Below are 3,949 nucleotides of genomic sequence, written 5' to 3'. Positions count from 1 at the left end.
CGGTTCGGCGACGAGCAGCAGTGCGAGCGCTGGGCGCGGCCCGCGGGCGGCGGCGGGCTCGTGCTGACCGCCGCTTCCCCCGGGGGGGGCCCCCCCGGGGGGGGCCCCCCCCCCCCCCCCCCCGCCCGGGGGGCCGCGCGGGGGGGGGGGGGCGCCCGCCCGCGCGTTCGGCGGCGAGCGGGCGCGCGGGGCGGATCACACCTCGAACTTGTAGCCCAGACCGCGGACGGTCACCAGGAACTGCGGTTCCGCCGGGTCCGGCTCCAGCTTGGAGCGCAGCCGCTTCACGTGGACGTCGAGCGTCTTGGTGTCCCCGACGTAGTCGGCGCCCCACACCCGGTCGATCAGCTGGCCGCGGGTCAGCACCCGGCCCACGTTGCGCAGCAGGTACTCCAGCAGGTCGAACTCCTTGAGCGGCAGGCTGGTCTCCTCGCCGCCGACGGTCACCACGTGCCGCTCCACGTCCATCCGGACCGGACCGGCCTCCAGCACCTGCGGCTGCAGGTCCTCGGCCTCGCCGCCGCGGCGCAGCACCGCGCGGACCCGGGCGATGAGCTCGCGGGCCGAGTACGGCTTGGTGACGTAGTCGTCGGCGCCGAGCTCCAGCCCGACCACCTTGTCGATCTCGCTGTCCCGCGCCGTCACCATGATCACCGGCACGGCGGAGCGCTGCCGCAGCTGCTTGCACACGTCGGTGCCGCTCATGCCGGGCAGCATCAGGTCCAGCAGCACGATGTCGGCGCCGTTGCGGTCGAACTCCTCGAGCGCCTCCTGCCCGGTCGTCGCGACCGCGGCGGTGAAACCCTCCTTGCGCAGCAGGAACGCCAACGGGTCTGCGAAGGACTCCTCGTCCTCCACGATCAGCACCCTGGTCACCGGACTCCTCCCGTTTCGACGGTTGCGACCCCGTCCGCACTATCGGTCTCGGGGCGGGGGTCCGCCCGGCCCCGTTCGGCCGCGCACGGCCGGGCCTGGCCACCGGACGGCTCGGAGCCGGTGGGCTCCGCGGCCGGTGCCGCGCCCTGCTCCCCGGCGCCCTCCGGGTCGGCCCCGTGCCGGGGGACCCGGAGGGTGAAGGTGGAGCCGGTGCCGAGCCTGCTCCACAGCTTCACCTCGCCGCCGTGGTTGGCGGCGACGTGCTTGACGATGGCCAGCCCGAGCCCGGTGCCCCCGGTGGCCCGGGAGCGCGCCGGGTCCACGCGGAAGAACCGCTCGAACACCCGCTGCTGGTGCTGCGGGTCGATGCCGATGCCGCGGTCGGTCACCGCGATCTCCACGAAGTCGCCGACCATGCGGCGGCTGATGGAGACCGGCGACCCCGGCGGCGAGTAGGCCACCGCGTTGTCGATGAGGTTGCTCAGCGCGGTCACCAGCAGCGTCCGGTCCCCGTCGAGCAGCAGGTCGCTGGGCTCGTCGACGGCGATCTCGATGCCCGCGGACTCGGCGGCGATCCGGGAGCGGCCCAGCGCCTCCTCGACGACGGCGTCGACCTCGACGGTGGTCAGCTCCGGCAGGCGTTCGGCGCCCTGCAACCGGGACAGCGCGATGAGCTCGGAGACGAGGGTTCCCAGCCGGGTCGACTCGTGCAGGATCTTGGTGGAGAACCGGCGCACCTCGTCGGCGTCGTCGGCGGCGTCGATCACCGCCTCGGCCAGCAGCGCGAGCGCCCCGACCGGGGTCTTGAGCTCGTGGGAGACGTTGGCGACGAAGTCCCGGCGGGTCGCTTCCAGCCGCACCGCGTCGGATTCGTCCCCGGCGTCGACGACGGTGAACCCGTCGCCGAGCGGCCGGACCTCGCCGTGCACCGCCGCCGGACCGCGGCCGCGCAGCGAGGTGCGGTTCAGCGGGGACAGGTCCACGGTCACGGGTTCGCCGGTCTCCAGCGCCTGCTCGGCCGCCGCGCGGGCGCGGGCGTCGGCCCGCTTGTCCCGGACGAAGCCGAGCTCGTCGGCGCGCGGGTTGTGCAGCACCACGTCGCCGAACCGGTTGAGCACGACGATGCCGTTGTTGGTGGTGTGCACGAGCCGTTGCAGCAGTTCGGCGACGGTCGGCCCAGCGGGCCTGCGCCGTTCGCGAACCCGCGCCGTCCGGGCGGCCAGGTAGCCGGCCGCCACGCCGATCGCCAGCAGGCCGATGATCAGGGCGGTATAGCCCAATGCGGTCACGTTGGCATCGTAAGCAGGGAGAGCCCGTGCTGGACCAGCCCGCGAGCGCGATCCGTGATGCCCGCGACATGAATCGGGGCGTTCTTCACCCCTGATTCACTCGAAAGTGGAACCCGGTTCAGCTGCGCTGCGTTCCGCCACCGGTTCCGTGAACGGGGAGCGGACGCAACGCGGGCGACACCTTCGTTCAGGTGTCGCCCGGAACAACTGCTCGAGGTGCGAACACGGCTGGTGATCGCCCCGCCACCGAACGCGCGGGGCGATCACCGCCGGAGCTCAGCGGCCCTGGTTCGCGACCGCGGCGGCGGCCGAGGCCGCGGCGTCCGGGTCCAGGTAGGTCCCGCCCGGGTTCGTCGGCCGCAGCTGCTCGTCCAGGTCGTAGCGCAGCGGGATGCCCGTCGGGATGTTCAGCCCCGCGATGTCCGCGTCGGAGATCCCGTCCAGGTGCTTCACCAGCGCGCGCAGCGAGTTGCCGTGCGCGGCCACCAGCACCGTCCGCCCGGCGCGCAGGTCCGGCACGATCGCGCTCTCCCAGTACGGCAGCAGCCGGGTCACCACGTCCTGGAGGCACTCGGTGCGCGGCATCTCGGCGCCGAGATCGGCGTACCGCGCGTCGCCTTCCTGGCTGAACTCGTCGCCCGGGTCGATCTCCGGCGGCGGGGTGTCGTAGGAGCGGCGCCAGAGCATGAACTGCTCCTCGCCGTACTCGTCCAGGGTCTGCTTCTTGTTCTTGCCCTGGAGCGCGCCGTAGTGCCGCTCGTTGAGCCGCCAGTCGCGCCGCACCGGGATCCAGTGCCGGTCGGCGACGTCCAGCGCGATGTTGGCGGTGGTGATGGCGCGGCGCAGCAGCGAGGTGTGCAGCACGTCGGGCAGCACCCCGGTCTCGCGCAGCAGCTCGCCGCCGCGGCGGGCCTCGGTCGTGCCCTTCTCGGAGAGGGGGACGTCGACCCAGCCGGTGAACAGGTTCTCGGCGTTCCAGGTGCTTTCGCCGTGTCGCAGCAGTACCAGAGTCCCGATGGTCATGGGCTCAGGCTATGCCAGGGAGCGGGCGGGCCGTGCCACCGCCGCCGCGCTCGCCCCGGGGACCGCGGTCGCGCGCCATGGTCGCCGAACGGCGCGGCCCCGCATGCCGCCGGAGTCGTCGAGCGACGGGCTCCCGCGCCCCGCCGGGCCGTCGGAGCCCTCCGGTCGCCCGCGCGGCGGGCCGTCGGCCGGGGAACGGGCCGGAGCAGCCCGCGTTGGTCCGAACGGGTTGATCCGCGTTGCTCCGCCCCGGGACGCACCTTCATCGAACGTGAGGTTTTTTCGGTCGAACCGGCCGGATGTCACCCCGAAATCGATCACTCAGAGCAGTGAGCCACCGTATCGAGTGATGATCTTCAGGGGACGGCAGCCGCTGGCAGTGAGCCCGCAGATCGGTTGTGGCCGTCACTCGACGGTTATGGATTCACCGTGCCGTTGTGACACGAAAGTGTCGCCGCTCACATTCGAGGCGGCCATACCGCACTGAATAAGCCGAAGCGTTACCTTCGGTGAGTAAGATCACTCGTATGGAGTAGGAACTCGGACTTGTGGCCAGTGCGTGACTCTGCGAAGTTGGCACTGCTCTCGCTGATCGGCTCCCACGCACTCCCCGATCCCGCGAGAGCGAACAGAAGAGCGTGGCCCGTCTCCCCCGTCGGACCACGCCCCGCCGGGCCCGGGGGGGGGGGGCGCGGGGGGGGGCGCGGGGGGGGGGGGGGGGGACCGGGTGCGGGGGGGGGTGGGGTAGGGGGTCTCGCGGG

General features: G+C 72.9%; 3 protein-coding genes. All 3 read right to left on the bottom strand.

What is annotated here, in order from left to right:
* Positions 1–195: 195 nt before the first annotated feature.
* Complete coding sequence (locus LCD31_RS25250; protein ID WP_224962022.1) at positions 196–876, bottom strand: response regulator transcription factor; 681 nt, start codon at positions 874–876, stop codon at positions 196–198.
* Positions 873–2,165, bottom strand: a complete 1,293-nt coding sequence (locus LCD31_RS25245) for a cell wall metabolism sensor histidine kinase WalK (RefSeq protein WP_224962020.1) — start codon at positions 2,163–2,165, stop codon at positions 873–875. The genes LCD31_RS25250 and LCD31_RS25245 overlap by 4 nt, the downstream gene beginning before the upstream one ends.
* 276 nt (positions 2,166–2,441) lie before the next feature.
* A complete protein-coding gene (locus LCD31_RS25240) occupies positions 2,442–3,188 on the bottom strand; it encodes a phosphoglyceromutase (RefSeq protein ID WP_224962018.1) in 747 nt (248 codons plus the stop codon).
* Positions 3,189–3,949 lie beyond the last annotated feature (761 nt).

The sequence above is a fragment of the Saccharopolyspora sp. 6M genome, assembly GCF_020176775.1.
Taxonomy (GTDB): Bacteria; Actinomycetota; Actinomycetes; order Mycobacteriales; family Pseudonocardiaceae; genus Saccharopolyspora_C; species Saccharopolyspora_C gregorii.
Note: the sequence above shows the minus strand (reverse complement) of the source record. Positions and strands in the feature narration are given on the sequence as shown.

What these genes read in the sequence shown, in the direction of transcription:
- LCD31_RS25240 (WP_224962018.1), bottom strand. Translation starts at nt 3,188, where the DNA reads ATGACCATCGGGACTCTGGTACTGCTGCGACACGGCGAAAGCACCTGG.